Annotated in this window: 16 protein-coding genes and 1 riboswitch; of the genes, 5 read left to right on the forward strand and 11 right to left on the reverse strand. The window is 69.7% G+C overall.

Annotated features, from left to right (window positions below; all coding sequences use genetic code 11):
• Nucleotides 1-20: 20 nt before the first annotated feature.
• From PV734_RS35415 to PV734_RS35430, 4 genes are all read right to left on the reverse strand, one after another.
• A complete protein-coding gene (locus PV734_RS35415) occupies nucleotides 21-716 on the reverse strand; it encodes a GntR family transcriptional regulator (RefSeq protein WP_319096046.1) in 696 nt (231 codons plus the stop codon).
• 188 nt (nucleotides 717-904) lie between these two features.
• Entirely contained in the window at nucleotides 905-1678 is a 774-nt protein-coding gene (locus tag PV734_RS35420) for a M23 family metallopeptidase (RefSeq protein WP_319293521.1), read from the reverse strand.
• 13 nt (nucleotides 1679-1691) lie between these two features.
• Nucleotides 1692-1859: riboswitch (cyclic di-AMP (ydaO/yuaA leader) on the reverse strand.
• A 215-nt stretch (nucleotides 1860-2074) separates the two neighbouring features.
• Nucleotides 2075-3478, reverse strand: a complete 1404-nt coding sequence (locus PV734_RS35425) for a pitrilysin family protein (protein ID WP_319096044.1) — start codon at nucleotides 3476-3478, stop codon at nucleotides 2075-2077.
• Complete coding sequence (locus tag PV734_RS35430; protein WP_319096212.1) at nucleotides 3475-4812, reverse strand: pitrilysin family protein; 1338 nt, start codon at nucleotides 4810-4812, stop codon at nucleotides 3475-3477. Before PV734_RS35430 ends, PV734_RS35425 begins: the two co-directional genes overlap by 4 nt.
• A 322-nt stretch (nucleotides 4813-5134) precedes the next feature.
• Here PV734_RS35430 and PV734_RS35435 point away from each other — a divergent pair, with 322 nt between their 5' ends.
• Nucleotides 5135-7591 carry a DNA topoisomerase IV subunit A gene (locus PV734_RS35435; protein WP_319293524.1) on the forward strand — a complete coding sequence of 819 codons (2457 nt, stop codon included), beginning with the start codon at nucleotides 5135-5137 and terminating at the stop codon, nucleotides 7589-7591.
• Between the two features lies 1 nt (nucleotide 7592).
• Here the strand turns inward: PV734_RS35435 and PV734_RS35440 are convergent, their stop codons facing one another.
• Nucleotides 7593-8672: a GTP-binding protein gene (locus tag PV734_RS35440; RefSeq protein ID WP_319293527.1), complete on the reverse strand. Its 1080-nt coding sequence runs from the start codon at nucleotides 8670-8672 to the stop codon at nucleotides 7593-7595.
• A gap of 717 nt (nucleotides 8673-9389) precedes the next feature.
• Here PV734_RS35440 and PV734_RS35445 point away from each other — a divergent pair.
• The 4 genes from PV734_RS35445 to PV734_RS35460 all read left to right on the forward strand — a co-directional run bounded on the left by PV734_RS35445 (nucleotide 9390) and on the right by PV734_RS35460 (nucleotide 13745).
• Nucleotides 9390-10328 carry a sucrase ferredoxin gene (locus PV734_RS35445; protein ID WP_319096041.1) on the forward strand — a complete coding sequence of 313 codons (939 nt, stop codon included), beginning with the start codon at nucleotides 9390-9392 and terminating at the stop codon, nucleotides 10326-10328.
• A 138-nt stretch (nucleotides 10329-10466) separates the two neighbouring features.
• Entirely contained in the window at nucleotides 10467-12215 is a 1749-nt protein-coding gene (locus PV734_RS35450; RefSeq protein WP_415924315.1) for an ATP-binding protein, read from the forward strand.
• Nucleotides 12212-12892: a response regulator gene (locus PV734_RS35455; RefSeq protein WP_319096039.1), complete on the forward strand. Its 681-nt coding sequence runs from the start codon at nucleotides 12212-12214 to the stop codon at nucleotides 12890-12892. Before PV734_RS35450 ends, PV734_RS35455 begins: the two co-directional genes overlap by 4 nt.
• Nucleotides 12893-13052: 160 nt before the next feature.
• Nucleotides 13053-13745: a response regulator gene (locus PV734_RS35460; RefSeq protein WP_319096038.1), complete on the forward strand. Its 693-nt coding sequence runs from the start codon at nucleotides 13053-13055 to the stop codon at nucleotides 13743-13745.
• A gap of 104 nt (nucleotides 13746-13849) precedes the next feature.
• Here PV734_RS35460 and PV734_RS35465 read toward each other — a convergent pair whose 3' ends face one another.
• The 6 genes from PV734_RS35465 to PV734_RS35490 form a co-directional block, all read right to left on the reverse strand.
• Complete coding sequence (locus PV734_RS35465) at nucleotides 13850-15442, reverse strand: cation acetate symporter (protein WP_319096037.1); 1593 nt, start codon at nucleotides 15440-15442, stop codon at nucleotides 13850-13852.
• On the reverse strand, nucleotides 15439-16002 hold the full coding sequence (locus tag PV734_RS35470) for a DUF485 domain-containing protein (RefSeq protein WP_319096036.1): 564 nt from the start codon (nucleotides 16000-16002) through the stop codon (nucleotides 15439-15441). The genes PV734_RS35465 and PV734_RS35470 overlap by 4 nt, the downstream gene beginning before the upstream one ends.
• A 69-nt stretch (nucleotides 16003-16071) precedes the next feature.
• On the reverse strand, nucleotides 16072-16755 hold the full coding sequence (locus PV734_RS35475) for a response regulator transcription factor (RefSeq protein ID WP_319096035.1): 684 nt from the start codon (nucleotides 16753-16755) through the stop codon (nucleotides 16072-16074).
• On the reverse strand, nucleotides 16752-17903 hold the full coding sequence (locus tag PV734_RS35480) for a sensor histidine kinase (RefSeq protein WP_319096033.1): 1152 nt from the start codon (nucleotides 17901-17903) through the stop codon (nucleotides 16752-16754). The genes PV734_RS35475 and PV734_RS35480 overlap by 4 nt, the downstream gene beginning before the upstream one ends.
• Nucleotides 17900-18463, reverse strand: a complete 564-nt coding sequence (locus PV734_RS35485; protein ID WP_319096031.1) for a DUF1453 domain-containing protein — start codon at nucleotides 18461-18463, stop codon at nucleotides 17900-17902. Before PV734_RS35485 ends, PV734_RS35480 begins: the two co-directional genes overlap by 4 nt.
• 204 nt (nucleotides 18464-18667) lie before the next feature.
• Nucleotides 18668-20788, reverse strand: a complete 2121-nt coding sequence (locus PV734_RS35490) for a DNA topoisomerase IV subunit B (RefSeq protein ID WP_319096030.1) — start codon at nucleotides 20786-20788, stop codon at nucleotides 18668-18670.
• Between the last annotated feature and the right edge of the window lie 386 nt (nucleotides 20789-21174).

Genomic DNA, 21174 nt, shown 5'->3' on the forward strand with positions numbered 1-21174 from the left:
CTTTGTATACGGCGCCCGTGTTAATGACGCAGGCCCGTCATGTTTACGGGATGTTGCGAAGTCCTCACACGATCCGGGCGGTCTCCGCCGCCCGGAAAGCGCAGTCGGTGTGCGGCGGTCGCCCGCTCGGTGTGCAGCGCCGTGATCGCCCGCGCCCGCTCGCTGTCGCCTCGCGCCACCGCGTCCACGATCGCCCCGTGCTCCGCCCAGGAGTCGACCGGGCTGGCCGGCGCCTCCACCGCGTACATCCAGGCGATCTTGTGCCGGAGCTGGGTGAGCGTCGAGGCCAGGGCCTGGCTTCCGGAGGACTGGGCGAGCGTCTCGTGGAACCAGCCCCCCAGGGAGCGCAGATCCTCGCTGTTGCCCCTCCTGGCCCGCTCCTGCCCCAGCCTGACCAGGCCGCGCAGCACCTTGAGGTGTGCCTCGGTCCGCCGCTGGGCGGCCCGGGAGGCGCCCAGCGGCTCCAGGAGCATGCGCATCTCCAGCAGGTCGGAGGCCTCCGGCTCGGTGGGCTCCGCGACGCACGCGCCCGCGTGCCGCCGGGTGACCACGAAACCCTCGGCCTCCAGCGTGCGCAGGGCCTCACGAACGGGGACGCGCGAGACGCCGTACCGGCGCGCCAGCAGTTCCTCGGTGAGCCGGCTGCCGCGCTCGTAGACACCGGCGACGATGTCGTCCCGGATAGCCGTGCATACCGAGTGCGCCGGAATACGCATGTCCGACCTCCGCTTTAATCCCCGTGAAACGTCGACGATTGACGTGTGTTCAGTGACTCTATTGCAGAGAACCGGAATTTCCGACGGCAGGCCGGAATCCATGGATATTTTTTGGACACACCACCCTCCGAAACGCCGAAAACCCCGGCTCGGGGAGCCGGGGCCACGACAAGTGGTGCGCGGGTTCGTCAGACGTTCACACCGTGCGAGCGGAGGTAGGCGACGGGGTTGATGTCCGAGCCGTACTCCGGGGTCGTGCGCGCCTCGAAGTGGAGGTGCGGACCGGTGACGTTGCCGGTGGCCCCGGAGAGGCCTATCTGCTGCCCCGGGGTGACCGTCTGGCCGACGAAGACGCTGATGGACGACAGATGACCGTACTGGGTGTAGGTACCGTCGATCATCTTGATCACGATGTTGTTGCCGTAGGACCCACCCCAGCCGGCCTCGACGACGGTGCCGGAGCCCACCGCGTGCACGGTGGTGCCGGACGCGGCGTGGAAGTCGACTCCGGTGTGGCTGCCTGAGGACCAGATGCCGCCGCCCGCCTTGTAGCCCGTGGAGATGTACGAGCCGGAGATCGGGGCGACATAGCTGTTGAGGCGCTTGCGCTCGGCCTCGCGGGCGGCACGGGCCTGCGCCTCGCGCGCCTCCTTGACCCGTTCCTCCGCCTCCTTCTGCGCGGCGGCCAAGGCCTTCTTCTCGGCGGCGGCCTTCTCGGCGGCCTGCTCCTGGGCGGCGGCCTGGGCGTCGATCTGGGCAGCGAGCGACTCGCCGATGGAGATCACCGGGGTGAGTCCGGTCTGCTCGACGGCGGACTCCGCCGCGAGCGCCGGGGCGGCGAGAGAGCCTACGACTCCGGTGGTCGCGAGGGCGGCGACGCCGGCAGCGCGGGCGGTCGTACGGGTGACAAGGCTGGGGCGGCTGGGACGACGGTGCTTCCCGGTGGCGCGGGTGAACGCCATGTAGTGGCTGGTCCTTTCCTTCCTTCTCGCCTACCGGGTTAGCTGACGGGTTCGGAGCAGGAAGGTCTCCTACGGACCCCCTCGCTGCGCGCGCGGGCGTCCGATTCACCCCAGGGACTGCACATGGTGGGTCCCCGGCTCCCCTGGCTCGCGCCGTACGGGGACTCGGCGATGACTGCCCGGTGCCGCGGCTGCGGCGCACTGCATGACGGACAGCCGGACAGACGCTAAGCGGGACCTCTTTCAATCAACAAACCGATCACGGGTTTTGTCGCACATGCCACAGTGCAGACCGTCAACCTCTCCATCAATACGGGCAACTTGCCCATCAACACGGACAAAAAGGGGCCCGGTGACGCTTTCGCCACCGGGCCCCTGCCGTGTACGCCGATGCCGCTACTCGGCGGGGACGACGCTCACTTCACCGATACCGAGGGCCCGGACAGGCCCCTCGATGGTCGCCGCGTCGCCGACGAGGACCGTCACCAGCCGGTCCACCGGGAAGGCGTTGACGGCCGCCGCGGTGGCTTCCACGGTGCCGGTCGCCGCGAGTTGGCGGTACAGCGTCGCCTGGTAGTCGTCGGGCAGGTGCTGCTCGACCTGGTCGGCCAGCGTGCTGGCCACGGCCGCCGCGGTCTCGTACTTGAGCGGGGCGACGCCGACCAGGTTCTGCACCGCGACATCGCGCTCGGCGTCGGTGAGCCCTTCGGCCGCGAGGGTGCGCAGCACCTTCCAGAGGTCCTCAAGGGCGGGACCGGTGTTCGGGGTGTCGAAGGAACCGCTGATGGCGAGCAGCGCGGCGCCCGTGGCCCCTCCGGGGGAGGAGGGGGCAGCCGAGCGCAGGACCTGGCCGAACGCCCGCACACCGTAGGTGTAGCCCTTCTCCTCGCGCAGGACACGGTCCAGACGGGAGGTGAGGGTGCCGCCGAGGCAGTACGTGCCGAGGACCTGGGCGGCCCAGACACGGTCGTGCCGGTCGGCGCCGATGCGGCCGATGAGCAACTGGGTCTGCACGGCGCCCGGACGGTCCACGATGACAACCCGGCCGGTGTCGTCGGCGGTCACCGGCGGCACGGGCCGCGGCTCGGCCGACGAGCCCGTCCAGGCCCCCAGGGTGTCGCCGAGCAGCGCGTCCAGGTCGACGCCGGTGAGGTCGCCGACGACCACGGCGGTGGCCGTGGCGGGCCGGACGTGCCTCTCGTAGAAGGCGCGGACGGCCGCCGCGTCGATCTTCGCGACCGTCTCCTCGGTGCCCTGGCGCGGACGTGACATGCGCGAGGACGCCGGGAACAGCTCCTTGTACAGCTGCTTGGCGGAGCGGCGGGCCGGGTTGGCCGTCTCGTGCGGGATCTCGTCGAGCCGGTTGCGCACCAGCCGCTCGACCTCGCTGTCCGTGAACGCGGGCGCCCTGAGGGCGTCGGCCAGCAGACCGAGCCCCTTGGGGAGCCGCGACACGGGGACTTCGAGGCTGAGGCGGACACCCGGGTGGTCGGCGTGCGCGTCGAGGGTGGCGCCGCAGCGCTCCAACTCGGCGGCGAACTCCTCGGCGGAGTGCTTGTCGGTGCCTTCGGAGAAGGCCCGGGACATGATCGTGGCCACACCGTCGAGACCGGCCGGCTCCGCCTCCAGGGGGGCGTCGACGAGCACCTCGACGGCGACGACCTGCTGGCCGGGGCGGTGGCACCGCAGGACGGTCAGGCCGTTGCCGAGCGTGTCGCGCGCGGGGGCCGGGAAGGCCCAGGGCCGGGCCTCGCCCGCCTGGGGCTGGGGGTGGAACTCCATCGTGGCGAGCTCGGTCACTTGGCCGCCTCCTCGTCGGTGTCGGTGGCAGTGTCGGCGGTGAGCGGCTCGTAGACGAGCACCGCGCGGTTGTCGGGACGCAGCCGGGCCTTGGCGGCCTGCTGGACCTCCTCCGCCGTCACGTCGAGGACGCGCTGCACGGCGGTCAGGGCGAGCTGCGGGTCGCCGAACAGCACGGCGAAGCGGCACAGTTCGTCGGCACGGCCGGCGACCGTACCGAGCCGGTCCAGCCACTCGCGCTCCAACTGGGCCTGCGCACGCTCCATTTCCTCGGCCGTCGGGCCCTCCGCGGCGAACCGGGCGAGCTCCTCGTCGACAGCGGCCTCGATGACCGGCACCTCGACGTCCGCGGAGGTCTTCACGTCCAGCCACCCCAGGGAGGGCGCTCCGGCCAGCCGCAGCAGGCCGAACCCGGCCGCGACCGCCGTACGGTCCCGCCGTACGAGCCGGTTGTAGAGGCGCGAGGACTCGCCGCCGCCGAGGACGGTGAGCGCCAGGTCGGCCGCGTCGCACGCACGCGTGCCGTCCTCCGGGAGCCGGTAGGCGGCCATCAACGCGCGCGCGGGGACCTCTTCCACGACGACCTCGCGCAGTTCCTCGCCGATGACGTCGGGAAGTGCCCCGGAGCGCGGCTCGGGCTTGCCGTCGTGCCCGGCGATGGATCCGAAGTACTTCTCGACCCAGGCGAGGGTCTCCTGGGGGTCGATGTCCCCGACGATCGACAGGACGGCGTTGTTGGGCGCGTAGTACGTGCGGAAGAACGCGCGCGCGTCCTCCAGCGTCGCCGCGTCCAGGTCCGCCATCGAACCGATCGGCGTGTGGTGGTAGGGGTGTCCCTCCGGGTACGCGAGGGCGGTCAGCTTCTCGAACGCCGTGCCGTAGGGGACGTTGTCGTAGCGCTGTCGGCGCTCGTTCTTGACGACGTCCCGCTGGTTCTCCATGGACTCGTCGTCGAGGGCCGCGAGCAGCGAGCCCATGCGGTCCGCCTCCAGCCAGAGGGCGAGCTCCAGTTGGTGGGTGGGCATGGTCTCGAAGTAGTTGGTGCGCTCGAAACTGGTGGTGCCGTTGAGCGAACCGCCCGCGCCCTGGACCAGTTCGAAGTGGCCGTTGCCCTTCACCTGGCCCGAACCCTGGAACATCAGGTGCTCGAAGAGGTGAGCCAGGCCGGTACGGCCCTTGACCTCGTGGCGCGACCCGACGTCGTACCAGAGGCACACTGCTGCGACCGGGGTCAGGTGGTCCTCGGAGAGCACCACGCGCAGCCCGTTGGCGAGGCGGTGCTCGGTCGCTGTCAGGCCGCCGGAGCCTGCCTCGGCTGTGGCCGTGTGACCCATGGGCATGTACGTCCCTTCGATCGCGGATGCGGTTGTTGCAACCGCTGTTTTCCTGCCGGTCCTGCCACTGTATGCAAGCGTGTGGAGTGCTGGCGAAGTTCCCGGCGGACGTACGCCGACAGCGAGATTCCTCGGGTTCCAGGCGGTACGTTTCAGCATCGGCGGCCAACACCCAACACCGCCGCGGGGACGGGCCTTGGTCCGCGTTGTCAGTGCGGCAGTCCACAATGGTCCGCGTCAGATCCCGTTCAGTCTCAGCAGGAGTGAGCCGCAGGGGCGCGCCCCGTAGGCGAACGACAGGAAACAGAAGGAGCCGGCAGCGATGGCCCGCCGCAGCACGAAGACCCCGCCGCCCGATGACTTCGAGGAGCGGATCCTCGACATCGACGTCGTCGACGAGATGCAGGGCTCCTTCCTCGAGTACGCGTACTCGGTCATCTACTCCCGAGCCCTGCCCGACGCCCGCGACGGCCTCAAGCCCGTACACCGGCGCATCGTCTACCAGATGAACGAGATGGGTCTGCGCCCCGACCGCGGCTATGTGAAGTGTGCCCGCGTGGTCGGCGAGGTCATGGGTAAGCTGCACCCCCACGGCGACTCGTCGATCTACGACGCCATGGTGCGTCTCGCCCAGCCGTTCTCCATGCGCGTGCCGCTGGTCGACGGGCACGGCAACTTCGGTTCGCTGGGCAACGACGACCCGCCGGCCGCCATGCGGTACACCGAGGCCCGTATGGCCGACGCGACGTCCCTGATGACGGAGTCGATCGAAGAGGACACGGTCGACTTCGCCCCCAACTACGACGGCCAGGAGCAGGAGCCGGTGGCGCTGCCCGCCGCCTTCCCGAACCTGCTGGTGAACGGCGCGTCGGGCATCGCCGTCGGTATGGCCACGAACATGCCGCCGCACAACCTCGGCGAGGTCATCTCGGCCGCCCGGCATCTGATCCGCTACCCGGCCGCCGACCTCGACACCCTGATGCGGCACGTCCCGGGCCCCGATCTGCCCACGGGCGGCCGGATCGTCGGCCTCGCCGGGATCAGGGACGCGTACGAGTCGGGCCGAGGCACGTTCAAGATCCGTGCCACGGTGTCGGTGGAGAACGTGACGGCGCGCCGCATGGGCCTGGTCGTCACCGAACTGCCGTTCACGGTCGGCCCGGAGAAGGTGATCGCCAAGATCAAGGACCTGGTCGGCTCGAAGAAGCTCCAGGGGATCGCCGACGTCAAGGACCTCACCGACCGCAGCCACGGCCTGCGTCTGGTCATCGAGATCAAAAACGGCTTCGTGCCGGAAGCCGTCCTGGAACAGCTCTACAAGCTGACGCCGATGGAGGAGTCCTTCGGCATCAACAACGTGGCGCTGGTGGACGGCCAGCCCCTCACCCTGGGGCTGAAGGAACTCCTGGAGGTCTATCTCGACCACCGCTTCGAGGTCGTACGGCGTCGCTCGGAGTTCCGCCGCGGCAAGCGCCGCGACCGGCTGCACCTGGTCGAGGGCCTGCTCACCGCGCTGGTCGACATCGACGAGGTCATCCGGCTGATCCGCTCCAGCGACAACTCCGCGCAGGCGAAGGAACGCCTGATGGAGCGCTTCTCCCTCTCGGAGATCCAGACGCAGTACATCCTGGACACCCCGCTGCGCCGGCTGACCCGGTTCGACCGGATCGAGCTGGAGTCCGAGCAGGACCGGCTGGCCGCCGAGATCGCGGAGCTGACCCGGATCCTGGAGTCGGACGCGGAACTGCGCAAGCTGGTCTCGACCGAACTGGCCGCGGTGGCCAAGAAGTTCGGCACCGAGCGTCGTACGGTCCTGCTGGAGTCGGCCGGCGCCGCCCCCGCGGCCGGCGTCCCGCTCCAGGTGGCCGACGACCCGTGCCGGGTCCTGCTCTCCTCGACGGACCTGCTGGCACGTACGGCGAACGGTGAGCCGTTCCCGGCGGACGAGGACGGCCGCCGGGCGAAGCACGACCTGATCGTCTCCGCGGTACCGGCGACGGCGCGGGGCGAGGTGGGCGCGGTGACGTCGGCCGGCCGCCTGCTGCGTATCAACGTCATCGACCTCCCACGCCTCCCCGACACGATGGCGGCGCCCAACCTCTCGGGCGGGGCCCCGCTGTCGGAGTTCCTCTCCCTGGAGGACGGCGAGACGGTGGTCTGCCTGACGACACTCGACGAGTCGTCGCCGGGCCTCGCGATCGGCACGGAGCAGGGCGTCGTCAAGCGTGTGGTCCCCGACTATCCCTCCAACAAGGGGGAGCTGGAGGTCATCACGCTCAGGGACGGCGACCGGATCATCGGGGCCACGGAGCTGCGTACCGGCGAGGAGGACCTGGTCTTCATCACGGACGACGCCCAGTTGCTGCGCTTCCAGGCCGCCCATGTCCGCCCGCAGGGCAGGCCGGCGGGCGGTATGGCCGGCATCAAGCTCACGGACGGCGCCAAGGTGATCTCGTTCACGGCGGTGGACCCGGCGGTGGAGGCGGTCGTCTTCACGGTGGCCGGCTCGCGCGGCACTCTGGACGACTCCGTGCAGACGACGGCGAAGCTGACGCCCTTCGACCAGTATCCGCGCAAGGGGCGCGCCACCGGAGGCGTCCGCTGCCAGCGGTTCCTGAAGGGCGAGGACTGTCTGTCCCTGGCCTGGGCGGGCCCGACCCCGGCACGTGCGTCCCAGAGGAACGGCACCCCGGCGGAGCTCCCGGAGATGGACCCGCGCCGCGACGGCTCGGGCGTGTCGCTGCCGAGGACGGTGGGTGTGGTGACGGGCCCGGTGTAGGTCAGCCGGCCTCTCCGGAGTCCTCCGGACTCTGCTCCTGTACGTATCTCAGGACGCCCCACATGCTGTGCTCGTCGGCGTGTGGGGCGTCGTCCATACAGGCCTCCAGCTCCTTGCCGAGGGTGGGCAGTCCGATGCCGGACCCGATGAGGACCAGCTGACTGAGCCTGGGCTCACCGGCGGCCCAGGGCTCGGGATAGAACCGCAGGAACCGCCCGACGGCGTGCACGGCGTACCGGTTGCCCGGGTCGTGCGGCCCGAAATCGACGTACCCCTTGATGCGGTAGAGCCCTTCGGGCCGGCTGTCGAGGAAGTCCATCAGCCGACGCGGGTCGAGCGGAGTCGAGGAGCTGAAGGAGAGACTGTCGTAGGCGGCGTGCAGATGCCCGGAATGGGCTTCCGCACTGCCCTCCTCGTGTTGGTGCAGGTCGTCGAAGGTCAACTGACCGATGCGCTCCTCGGTCGGTCGGCAGTCGAAGAGGAACTCGGGGTCGACCCGTCCGTAGTCGGCGGGGACCACAGCGGCACGGTCGACCAGCCCACGCACGGTCCCCAGAACCCGCTCACCACCATCGGGGACCTGCCCGACCTTGTTGACGACGACGAGATCGGCGAGCGCGAGATGCCGGTCGATCTCGGGGTGCTTCACCCGAGTGCCGTCGAACTCGACGGCGTCGACGACCTCGACGAGCCCCCCGTACACGACCCGGGGATTCTCACTGGCGAGCAGCATCCGCACGAGTTCCTGCGGCTCGGCGAGCCCGCTGGCCTCGATGACGATGACGTCGATCCGGGCCGAGGGCTGAGTGAGTCGGTCAAGATAGACATCGAGTTCGCTCGCGTCGACAGCACAGCACAGGCATCCGTTGCCGAGCGACACCGTGGAGTCCCCCAGCGCCCCCGCGACGGCCATCGCGTCGATCTCGATGGCCCCGAAGTCGTTGACGATGGCCCCGATACGACTGCCACCGCTGCGATGGAGGAGGTGGTTGAGGAGGGTGGTCTTGCCGGATCCGAGGAAACCGGCGAGGACGACGACGGGGATCTGCCGATGGCTCTGGCTCGGACCCGGCTGACTCAAAATCTGCGGCCTCTCTCACGCCGACGCGCACACCGGCTCGGGGCCCCGCGCGCGTACGAGGAACGAATGCGACCCAGGATACGAGCCGGAGGAGTCGTCGCCGAGTGATCGACTTCCAGCGGTAGGCGCGGCCACGGGCCGGGCGTGGCACCGGAGTGACGGGCTGCCTGGCCCAGGGGCGCCGCGATCGCCACGGCAGCCACCGATTCGCTCCGCTTCGACCGCTCCGCGGTCACCGTCCTGGGCATCGGCGGCACTCTCATCCTCGCTCTTCGCCCGCCCTCGGCGCCGCTCTGCCGACGCGCTCACCCGGCCACCGCGACGAAGGTTCACTGACCCACCGCCGCTGATCCGGCTCACCGTCCGGATCGCCGACGGCGCGTCACCGCACGTCCGGGCGCCCACTGGACACGGCGATCAGCGTCCTCGTGGACACGACCCGGCCGCGCCGGCCCTCTCGCCGTACGCGTCGCCGCGTCAGCCCGCGCTCACCCCTCCGCGGCCGTGTCGGCCGGGCTCGACGAAGACGACGCGGCTCCCGTGGCGGCGGACGAGCCGCGCGTGGGCCGCCATGTCCCCTGGCTCGGCCACCGGCTCCACCCCTGCGAGGATCCCCGCGCGCGGGACTCCTCTCGCCCGTAGCCCGAGGACACCGGAATCACCCGTTCAGCGCGACGAAGAGCATCCCCGCCCCGAGGTCAGGTTAGGCTCACCTCTGTGAGTAGGTGCGCAACCGTCTCCCGGGACCTCGACGAGCCCATCGCGGGAACCGCCGCGACCGCGAGGACCTGGCTGCTGCTGGAACAACCGGGCCCGTGGGGCGCCCAGGCGCTCACCATGAGCCATCTGGACCCCGCACTCGGCCGGGCCCTGGAGAAGGCCACCGAGGGCACCGGCGTACGGGTCGCGCTGATCCGCCGGCCGGGCCGCCACGCCGACTTCGGTACCCCCGCGGTGAGGCAGGTGTACGCGGCCCACGTCACGCCCGGGAACGTCTGGCTGCACAGCGCCACGACCCGCGCCCCCGAGCAACTGATCGACCTCGACTTCGCCGCCCTCGGCCAAGGTGCCCCGGGAAGCTTCGACTCCGTCCTCCAGGCACGGCCCCACACCGGCGATCCCCTCGCGCTCGTCTGCACCAACGGCAAGCGCGACCGCTGCTGCGCGTTGCTGGGCCGTCCCCTCGCGGCCGAACTGGCCGCCTCCGGGGTCGAGGGCGCCTGGGAGGTCACCCACCTCGGCGGACACCGCTTCTCCCCGACGTTGCTCGTCCTCCCGTACGGATACGCGTACGGCCGCGCGCAGGCCCCGCACGTCAAGGAGATCCTCCAGGGCGTGCGTGAGGGGCGTGTCGTCCTGGAGGGCTGCCGTGGCGGCTCCGCGTGGGGGCGACCCGGCCAGGCCGCGGAACTGGCCGTCCGCGCGGCGGCGCGCGAATACGCGGCGGACGCGCTGAGTGTCGTACGCACTGACGGCTCGGCACCACGCTGGGAGGTGACCGTCGCTCACGCCGACGGCCGCCGGTGGGGCGTCACCGTCGTCCAGGGCACCGCGCTGCCGCCTCGCCCCGAGAGCTGCGGATCGGCGTTGGGTTCGCCGGCGCGGATGGACGTGGTGGCCTTGCGCGAACTGGAGTCCGCGGCCCCGGCGCACTGAGGGCACTACGCCGGTCACCGGCTCCTCCGCAGCCGGGATCCGCCCGTCAAGCACCCCGTACGGGCACTGATCCACAGTGTTGACAAGGAATCCACGTCACACCCCTCTACGGAACGGCGCCCTCGTCCCCGTACCGTCATGGGTATGAGCCCCACTCCCCCCGCACGCCGCCTGCGCCTCGGTCTGCCGCGGCGCATGTTCTCGCAGGTGCTGCTGATGCAGGTGGCCATCGCCGCGGGAGTCGCGGTGCTCGCGACCGGGTTGTTCCTGGCGCCGCTCAGCGATCAGCTGGACGACCAGGCGATGCGCCGGGCGCTGGCGATCGCGCAGACCACCGCCGCCCAGCCCCAGCTCGCCGAGGACCTGCAGCGAAGCAGGCCGACCGTCGACGGGCCCGTCCAGGCCGAGGCGGAGCTGATCCGGAAGGCCAGCGGGGCCGAGTACATCGTGGTGATGGACATGCGGGGCGTGCGCTGGTCGCACACGGATCCGAAGCAGATCGGCCGGGTGGTCTCCACCGACCCCCGCCAGGCACTGGCGGGCAAGGAGGTCATGGAGATCGACAGCGGCACCCTGGGCCGCTCGGCCCGCGGCAAGGTGCCCCTGCGGGACACCGGCGGGAAGGTCATCGGAGCGGTCTCTGTCGGCATCGAGTACGACAGTGTCCGCGCCCTGCTGTTCCACGCGATTCCGGGGCTGCTCGCCTACGCGGGCGGCGCCATGGCCGTCGGCGCCCTGGCCGCCTGGCTGATCTCCCGAAGGGTGCAGCGGCAGACCCGGGACCTGGCGTTCTCGGACATCGCGGCGCTGCTCGCGGAGCGCGAGGCCGTACTGCACGGCATCCGCGAGGGTGTCGTCGCGCTGGACCGCGCGGGCCGTGTCCGGCTCCTCAACGACGAGGCGCAGCGTCTGCTGGGCATCGGTGAGGAGGCTGTCGGCCGCTCCCTGGACGAGGCGCTCGGTGAGGGCCGTACGACAGATGTGCTCGCCGGCCGCGTGACCGGCACCGACCTGCTCACCGTGCGCGGCCAGCGTGTCCTGGTCGCGAACCGCATGCCCACCGACGACGGAGGAGCCGTCGCCACCCTGCGCGACCGTACCGAGCTGGAGCAGCTCGGCCGTGAGCTCGACTCCACGCACGGTCTGCTCGACGCGCTGCGCGCCCAGGACCACGAACACGCCAACCGCATGCACACGCTCCTGGGGCTGCTCGAACTGGAGATGTTCGACGACGCCGTGGAGTTCGTCGGCGAGGTGGTCGGCGACCATCGGGCCACCGCGGAACAGGTCGCCGAGAAGATCCGCGATCCGCTGCTCGCCGCACTGCTGGTCGGCAAGGCCACCGTGGCGGCGGAGCGCGGTGTCGCCCTGTGGGTCTCGGACCGGACGCTGCTCCCGGACCGGCTGGTCGATCCCAGGGGACTGGTCACCGTCGTCGGCAACCTGGTCGACAACGCGCTGGACGCCGTCGCCGGCACCGCGCACGCGCGCGTGGAGGTCGAACTGCGTGCGGAGGGCCGTACCGCGGTCCTCCCAGTGCGCGACACAGGGCCCGGAATCCCGGCGGAACAGCGTGAGTTGATCTTCACGGAGGGTTGGTCCACGAAGAAGCCGCCAGCGCACGGCAAACGCGGAATCGGGCTCCCATTGGTACGCCGTCTCGCGGAACGTCAGGGTGGCAGCGCACGCGCGGACGAGGCCGAGGGCGGGGGCGCGGAGTTCACGGTCGTCCTGCCGGAGGCCCTCGCTGAGGCCGATCCGGCGCCGGAACCCCGGCACAGGCACATCCCGGAGGAACACGCACGCGTCCCGGACCCGGAACCGTTCCCCCAACCGACCGCCATCCCGGCCACCGGCGCCCACGCCCCGCACGAGGAGTCGAGATGATCGAGGTCCTGGTCGTGGACGACGACACCCGGGTGGCGCGGGTCAACGCCGCCTACGTGGAGAAGGTGCCCGGCTTCCACGTCGCGGGGGAGGCGCACAGCGCGGCCGAAGCTCTGCGGCAACTGGAGGCCCTGCCCCAGATCGACCTCGTCCTGATGGACCACTATCTGCCTGACGGAACAGGCCTCTCGGTCGTCCAGGAGATGCGTCGGCGCGGTCGTGAGACTGACGTGATCATGGTGACGGCGGCCCGGGACGTGTCGACCGTTCAGGCGGCGATGCGGCAGGGGGCACTGCAGTATCTGGTCAAGCCGTTCGCCTTCGCGGGGCTGCGCGCCAAACTTGAGGCATACGCGGAACTGCGCCGCACCCTGGACAGCGGCGGCGAGGCCGAACAGGCCGAGGTGGACCGGATCTTCGGAGCCCTTTCCTCCGGCCCCGAGCCCGAGCTCCCCAAGGGCCACTCCTCCACCACCGCGGAACTCGTGCGCCGAGCCCTGGTGAACGCCGAAGGCCCCCTGTCGGCCCAGGAGATCGCCGAACGGACCGGGGTGAGCCGCCAGACCGCCCAGCGCTATCTGAAGCTGCTGGAGCGCACGGGCCGGGCCAGACTCACCCTCAAGTACGGTGACGCCGGCCGCCCGGAGCACCGTTATGTGTGGGCGACCCGCACCTGAGGAACAGGCGGACCCCCGCGAAGTTGTGAAGATCTTGCTCGCTCCACGCCATTCAATGGCGCGAGACACGGCACATGCCACAGCATCGGTCTTCTGGCCGCAAGCCGTTCTTCTGCCGGCAAAGGTCTGTTGTGTTCGTCGGCCCTGAGGGAGAGGCCCGATGATTGACGTCCTGGTGGTGGACGACGATCTCCGCGTCGCGGAGATCAACGCCAAGTACGTGGGAAAGGTCTCCGGGTTCAGGGTGGCCGCCCGCGCGCACAGCGCCGCCCAGGCTCTGGCCGCAGTACAGCAGGGCACGATCGACCTGGTCCTGCTCGACCACTACCTGCCCGACCAGACGGGACTCGAACTCGTCCACCGCATGCGGGAGCAGGGCCATTGCACCGACGTCATCATGATCACGGCGGCGAGTGACGTGGTGACCGTGCAGACCGCGATGCGCTTGGGCGCGGTGCACTACCTGGTCAAGCCGTTCACCTTCGCGGCGTTGCGCACCCGTCTGGACTCCTACGCCGCCATGCGCCGCACCGTCGACCACGTCGGCGACCGGAGCCAGGCCGGCCAGGAGCAGGTCGACCGGATCTTCGGCGCCCTGCGCACGCCACCCGGCCCCGCGTCCCCCGGCCTGCCGAGCGGTCACTCGGAACCGACCACGGATCTCATCTGCGGTGTGCTCCACCGCGCCGGCCATCCGCTCTCGGCTCACGAGGTGGCCGCGAAGACAGGCCTGAGCCGCTCCACGGCGCAGCGCTACCTCCGCCACCTGGAACAGGAAGGCCGTCTCCGCCTCTCCCTCAAGTACGGCGACACCGGCCGCCCCGAACACCAGTACGCATGGGTGGCCCCGTGAGCCGCTCCCCCGCTCAGCGGCGTACGACGGTGAAGTCGCCGCCCGCTAGGTCCTGTCGTCAAATTCCCGCCTGCCCGGCGACGACGGGAATTTGACGACAGGGCCTAGACGGCCCCCGCCCCCGTGAGCGACCGCACCTCGGTCTCCGCGTGCTTGGCCTCGTCCGGGTCCTCCGCCGAGGTGACCGTGCCGAGCCAGCCGGCGAGGAATCCCAGCGGGATCGAGATGAGCCCCGGGTTCTGCAGCGGGAAGTACTGGAAGTCCACTCCCGGGAACAGCGATTCGGGGCTGCCCGACACCACGGGCGACAGCAGCACCAGGACCAGCGACGGAATCAGCCCCCCGTACACCGACCACACCGCGCCCCGGGTCGTGAAGCCGCCCCAGAAGAGCGAGTAGAGCAGCACCGGTAGATTCGCGGACGCCGCGACAGCGAAGGCGAGTCCCACCAGGAACGCCACGTTGAGGTCGCGGGCCAGCAGGCCGAGGGCGATCGCGACCACGCCGATGCCGACCGCGGCGGTCCGGGCCACAGCCACCTCGCTTCGCGGCTTGGCGCGTGGGCGACGCAGTGACGCGTAGAGGTCGTGTGCCACCGACGCCGAGGACGCGAGGGTGATGCCTGCGACCACCGCGAGAATGGTTGCGAAGGCGATGGCGGCGACGATCGCGAACAGAACCGTTCCGCCTGTGGAGTCCGCGCCGCCACCCAGATCGAGGGCCAGGAGCGGGACCGCCGTGTTCCCGGCCGCGTTCGAGCCACGGACCGCCTGCGGTCCGACGATCGCTGCAGCGCCGAAGCCGAGGACGATCGTCATCAGATAGAAACCGCCGATGAGCCCGATCGACCAGACGACCGACCGGCGCGCGGCCCGAGCGGTCGGCACGGTGTAGAAACGGGAGAGGATGTGGGGCAGCCCGGCCGTGCCCAGTACGAGGGCGAGCCCCAGGCTGATGAAGTCCAGACGCGAGGTCCAGTCTCCGCCGTACCTCAACCCGGGAGCGAGGAACGCGTCACCATGACCGCTGCGCGCGGCCGCAGTGCGCAGCAACTGGTCGACGTCGCCGTGGAACCGCACCAGCACCAGCACGGTCAGCGCGATCGTCCCGCCCATCAGTAGGACCGCTTTGACGATCTGGATCCAGGTGGTGGCCCGCATCCCTCCCAACGACACATAGACCACCATGAGCGCGCCGACCGCGATCACCGTCCAGGACTGCGCCGCCTCGCTCGATCCACCCAGCAGCAGCGCGACCAGACTGCCCGCGCCGACCATTTGCGCCACCAAATACAGAACGGACACGGTGACCGAGGAAGTTCCCGCGGCGATCCGCACCGGCCGCTCACGCATCCGGGCCGCGACGACATCCGCCAGCGTGAACCGCCCGCAGTTGCGCACCAGTTCGGCCACCAGGAACAGCACGACCAGCCAGGCCACCAGGAAGCCCACCGAGTACAGCAGCCCGTCGTAGCCGAAGAGAGCGATGAGGCCGGAGATCCCGAGGAAGGACGCGGCCGACATGTAGTCGCCCGCGATGGCAAAACCATTCTCCATCGGTGAGAAGAGCCGCCCGCCCGCGTAGAACTCCTCCGCCGAGCCCTGTCGGTGCCGGCTCACCCAGGTGGTGATGCCCAGCGTGACGGCCACAAACGCACTGAACAGCACCAACGCCAGCATCTGATGATTGCCGGTCACGATCCACCGCCTCGAAGGCCACGCGTCAGTTCCTGGGTGTCCCAGCGCAGATCGAGCGCGGCCCGGTCCCTGCGCAGCCGTGCGTGCCTCGCATAGGCCCAGGTGAAGAGGAATGTCGTGAGGAACTGTCCGAGGCCGGCCAGCATCGCCACGTTCACCGCGCCCACCACCGGCCGGGCCATGAAACCGGGCGCCGTGGTCGCGGTCACCACATAGCCCACGTACCAGGTGAGGAAGACAACGACGCCGGGGATCACAAACCTTCGGTACCGCCTGCGTACCTCCTGAAAGGCAGCACTGCGCTGTACCTCCAGATAGACGTCCGCCGCGCCGCCACCCGGGCTCTCCTGCTCCCGGCGCGAGGGCGGAACGACGGGGGCGGGCGCACCCGTGCCGTCCAACTCGCCCCAGCCAGAGGCAAGCGCGTCGTACCAGGGGTCGTCGAACCGTGTGTCCCCGCTCACCCCCTCGTGGGTCGGGACGGCCTCACGACCTTCTTGGGTCTCGGCCGAAATCTCAGGGCCGCTCCCGCGTCCAGGGCGACCGGTGCTTGACTGCATGCCCAAGGATGGACAGAACGGGAAGTTCCCCGACTCTTGTTCCCCACGCAGTTCACCCCATCAGGTGACTCACCGCGTGGGAGGCCGCACCAATCCCTTGCCGTAGGCGTAACGCACCGCCTGCGCACGATCCTTGATTCCCGTCTTGGCGAAGAGGTTGTTGATGTGGGTCTTCACGGTCGCCGTGGAGACATGCAGCTTGTGCGCGATCTCCTGGTTGCTGAGTCCGTCCGCGATCAGCACCAGCACCTCGGCCTCCCTCGTGGTGAGCCCGTCGGGCGGCTCGGCGAGCGCGGGAGGCGCCTTCTCCGGCTCCGTCAGCCGCTCCAGAAGCCGCCGTTGGATGCTCGGCGCGAGCCCCGCCTCTCCTGACAGCACACTGTGCACCGCTCTGACGATCTCGTCCCCGTCCGCGTCCTTGGTGAGATAGCCGCGCGCCCCTGCCCGCAACGCGCGGAACAGCGACTCGTCGTCCGCGAAGGTCGTGAGCACAACGACCTGCGTCCCAGGATGCTCCGACCTGATCCGCCGGGTCGCCTCGACACCGTCACAACGCGGCATGCGCAGGTCCATCAGCACCACGTCCGGCGCGAGTTCACCGGCCAACCGCACGGCCTCGTCCCCGTCTCCGGCCGCTCCGACGACCTCGATCCCGGGCAGCAGGCCGAGCAGCATCACGATGCCTTCTCGTACGACGGTCTGATCGTCCGCGACCACGACCCGCGCGATTTTCCGGCCGACCACGTCCGTCACGTCGGCACCCTCAGTGTCACCACGAAGCCCTTCTCGTCGGGTCCGGCCGCCAGCGAACCCCCCAGCAACTCGGCCCGCTCCCGCATACCCAGCAGACCGTACCCGCCACCCACCCCGGTGAGTTCGCCCGGCGAACCACCCGTGTCCCTCACATCCAGGGTCACTTGGTGCTCGCCGTACTCCAGCCGAACCTGGACCGCGGCGCCCGGTGCGTGCTTGCGGACATTCGTCAGTGCCTCCTGGGCAACCCGGCGCACGGCCTGCGACGCTTCGGCCGACAGCGGTCTGCGCTCACCCGTAATGGTGACGCCCACAGCGTCGGTCGCGCCGATGAGCTCACTCAGGTAGTCCTCCAGCGGGGACATCTCGCCCCGCAGGGCGGACAGTGCGTGTCGCGTCTCGGCCAGACCGTCGCGGGCCATCCCCCGCGCCGCCACCACCCGTTCGAGGATGCGGTCGCGGCCGGCGCCCCGCTCGATCAGCAGGCGGGCCGCTTCCAGGTGCACCAGCTGTGCCGAGAGACTGTGCGCCAGTACGTCGTGGATCTCCCGCGCTATCCGGGCACGCTCCGCGAGCGCCGCCGACTCCGTTTCCGCTGCACGGGCGGCCCGCTCCCGGGCGAGGAGCAACTGGGTGTTGCCGCGAGCTTCGGCGTCGAGTCGCAGGACGTATCCGAGGAGTGCGAGACCGATGCTGGTGACGGTCGTGGTGAGCAAGGCGTCGTCGTTGACCACTGCGTACGAACCGAGGGCCACCACGCTCATGGGCAGGGCGGCCGACAGGGGCATTCTTTCCAGGGCCGTGATCGCGCATCCGCACCACAGGACGAGCGCCGGCACCCGGAAGCCCGCGGCCTGTCCCGCGACCGCGAGGCCTTGGAGCAGCAGCAGAAGCGTCAGAGAGGGCCACAGTCGGTGCTGGAAGGTGGTCCGATAGAGCGCCCGGGCGAGCAGCGCGGCGACGCCGACTCCCCCGACGGCCAGCGTCGCACCCCAGCCCCGGAGCGGATTGCTGCTGACGGCTCCCCACAGCAGCATGCCGAGGACCAGCATCCGGGTGGCCCAGGCGAGCCGACGGCGGTTGCGTGAGATTCCCTCGCGGCCCAGCGCTTCCTGGGAGGGCCAGCGCAACCAGTCGTTCTTCGTCACACGCGCTCCTTCCGCGACCGCACGCCGTCACCGTAAGCCGTGGTCCACCCGTGCGCCGAGGGCGCGGACGCCGGATGCGGTGGCTCGGTGTGCGGGGAGGTCTGGTGCAGGAACCGGACTCGCCGGTGCAGGATTCCGGCGCGGAGCAGGAGCGTCGCCGCGAGCGCGAGGAGAAGGGCCGAGGTGTCCTGGTGGACGCCGAGTGTCGCGCCCAGGGCGAAAAGGGCTGCGCGAAGTCCGATCCCGATCGCCCATACGGCGAGACTCGCCCTGGTGCTCCGGCTCCACACCTCACCGTCCGGCTCCGCCCAGACACGGGTGGTCCAGGCCCAGCCGGCTCCGGTCACGAGGCCGATGAGCAGTTCGACCGCGAGCAGGGTGATCGACGCCGTGCGGTGGTGTATGTCGACAAGCCCGGGCCCGCGCAGCGCCACGACGGCCAGGATCACGGGCACAAGCCACCAGCGCCGGTCCGTGTCTATCCGGCGTGTACGAAACTGTCGTACGACCACCAGGGCGACGACGGCGACGATCAGCGAGGCGTCAACGAGCCCGGACATCAGGCCTCCGTGGGCGAAGAAGGAGCGGCTGTCGGCAGCGGGTGCTGTCGACGCCTTCGACGCTACGGAAAACGGCAGGCCAGAGAATCGGAGCGAGGGTGGATCGCGGGTGGATTCACGGTGGGACGGTGGTCCACCCCAGGGTGGAGAACGGTGCCGACGCAGCACTGGGAAGCACTGCGCCGGCACCGGAACCCGGATGGGTCAGGCGTCGATTCGAGACCTGTCCAGCGTCGCCGCCGAGCTGGAGATGAACTCCTTCCGCGGAGCCACGTCGTTGCCCATCAGGAGATCGAAAACCTGTTCGGCAGAATCCAGGTCGGAGAGGTTGATCCGACGCAGCGTGCGATGACGCGGATCCATCGTGGTCTCGGCCAGCTGATCGGCGTCCATCTCCCCGAGGCCCTTGTAGCGCTGGATCGAGTCCTTGTAGCGGACGCCCTTGCTCTGGAACTCCAGCAGCTTCTCGCGCAGCTCACGGTCCGAGTACGTGTAGACGTACTTGTCCTGGCCCTTCTTCGGCTGGACGAGCTCGATACGGTGCAGCGGCGGCACCGCGGCGAACACCCGGCCCGCTTCGACCATGGGCCGCATGTAGCGGTGGAACAGGGTCAGCAGCAGGGTGCGGATGTGGGAGCCGTCGACGTCGGCGTCGGTCATCATGATGATCTTGCCGTAGCGAGCCGCGTCGATATCGAACGTACGACCAGATCCCGCCCCTATGACCTGGATGATCGCGCCGCACTCGGTGTTCTTGAGCATGTCGGTCACGGACGACTTCTGGACGTTGAGGATCTTCCCCCGGATCGGGAGCAGCGCCTGGAACTCCGAGTTCCGGGCGAGCTTGGCCGTACCGAGCGCGGAGTCGCCCTCCACGATGAACAGTTCGCTGCGTTCGACATCGTCACTGCGGCAGTCGGCGAGCTTGGCGGGCAGCGAGGACGATTCCAGGGCCGTCTTACGACGCTGAGCGTCCTTGTGCTGACGGGCCGCGATGCGCGTACGCGCGGCTGCCACGGCCTTCTCCATGACGACGCGGGCCTGTGCCGCGGCGTCCCTCTTGGTGGAGGTCAGGAAGTCCTTGAGCTCCTTCGACACCACGCTCGTCACAATGCGGCGCGCAGCCGAGGTGCCGAGCACCTCCTTGGTCTGGCCCTCGAACTGCGGCTCGGCGAGACGCACGGTGACGACCGCGGTGAGGCCCTCCAGTGCGTCGTCCTTGACGATGTCGTCCTCGGCCACACGCAGCAGCTTCTTGGCGCGCAGTACCTCGTTCATCGTCTTCGAGACGGCCTGCTCGAACCCCGCCATATGGGTACCGCCCTTCGGCGTGGCGATGATGTTCACGAACGACTTGAGGGTCGCGTCGTAGCCCGTTCCCCAGCGGAGCGCCACGTCGACACCCAGTTCGCGGGTGACCTCGGTGGGTGTCATCTGGCCGTGGTCGTCAAGGACCGGGACCGTCTCCTTGAAGGTGCCCTGTCCCGAAAAGCGGAGGACGTCGCAGACCGGCTTGTCGGTAGCCAGGTACTCGCAGAACTCGCTGATGCCGCCGTCGAAGCGGAAGGACTCCTCGCCCTTGCTGCCGCCCTCTCCGAGCCCGACCTCGTCACGGACGACGATGGTGAGGCCCGGCACCAGGAACGCGGTCTGCCGAGCCCGCTGATGGAGGTTCTCCAGCGAGAGCTTGGCGTCCTTCAGGAAGATCTGGCGGTCCGCCCAGTACCGCACACGCGTGCCGGTACGGGTCTTGGGGACCCGCTTGGTCTTTCGCAGGCCACCCGGCTCGAACGTGGCGTCAGGACCGACGGCGGTGAAGGAGCCGGGCACACCGCGCCGGAAGCTGATCGCATGGGTGTTCCCCCCGCGGTCGACCTCGACGTCCAGGCGCGCCGAGAGCGCGTTCACCACGGACGCGCCCACACCGTGCAGGCCGCCGGAAGCGGCATACGAACCGCCGCCGAACTTGCCGCCGGCGTGCAGCTTCGTCATGACGACCTCGACACCGGAGAGGCCGGTTTTGGGCTCGACATCCACGGGGATGCCGCGGCCGTTGTCCCGCACCTCGACGGAGCCGTCGTCGTGCAGGACGACATCGATGTGGTCGCAGTAGCCCCCGAGGGCCTCGTCCACGGAGTTGTCGATGATCTCCCAGAGGCAGTGCATCAGGCCGCGACTGTCGGTCGACCCGATGTACATGCCCGGGCGCTTGCGTACGGCCTCCAGCCCCTCAAGGACGAGCAGGTGCCGCGCGGTGTAGTTGGAACCGTCCCGGTCTGCTCCTGCCAGCAGCGCTGTGGACGGCACGGACGTATCGGCGGTCACGCGGTTCGCTCCTCGCTGAATTTCAGTTGGAGCCCTGATGGGTAAGGGCCCGGCTTCGGTCGCCGCTCAGAGGGTACCGAGGCCTGGTAGAGCCGATGTAACGCCACCCTCGTCTGAAGTAACACTAATCCAGAGTCGCATACCTGTTCGATCCCTCGATGGAGTGAAGTACATATCACGTTCCCTTCCAGGCATGAACCATTTAGGCTCCGGGCACGTCCTCATCAACAACCGGCAACCCAGCCGGGCGGACCTACACCCCCTAGAGACGACAGACAGCGCGAACCCGTACAGACACAAAGACACGCAATACGGCACATTCGCCGCCAACCGGCATCAGACAGCCGTCTCGAAAAGATTTTTTTCGAGGAAGAGCCACGAGCGGG

This window comes from Streptomyces sp. AK08-02 (genome assembly GCF_033795085.1).
GTDB lineage: Bacteria > Actinomycetota > Actinomycetes > Streptomycetales > Streptomycetaceae > Streptomyces > Streptomyces echiniscabiei.